The organism is Photorhabdus viridis (genome assembly GCF_040256935.1).
GTDB lineage: Bacteria > Pseudomonadota > Gammaproteobacteria > Enterobacterales > Enterobacteriaceae > Photorhabdus > Photorhabdus viridis.
In genome coordinates this window covers 1-218 of sequence record NZ_JBEJZY010000635.1, presented here as the reverse complement: position 1 = coordinate 218, position 218 = coordinate 1, and the positions used below count along the sequence as shown (strand labels likewise).

General features: G+C 52.8%; 1 protein-coding gene. It reads right to left on the bottom strand.

Features of this window, described 5'->3' with window-relative positions; genetic code table 11:
* The coding region (locus tag ABR397_RS24865) for a two-partner secretion domain-containing protein (protein WP_350307993.1) at positions 1-218 on the bottom strand (218 nt) is incomplete at both ends.

Here is a 218-nt window from a genome sequence, read left to right as displayed (position 1 = left end):
CGCTTTGCCATGCAAATTAGGGTTGGCGTTAAGTTGCCCGGCCAGTTGTGATTGCGCCGCCTGAATGGCGTTATTCAACACGGCGCCCTGAGTGGCAACGTTAAATTCTTGGTAGGTGTTATGGGATATCCCGGCGTCATTCGGTGTGGCGATATTGACAACCGGGATATTGCCCTGATGTTGTACCTGTGTCTGGCTATTATCCGGCGTTATCCCGG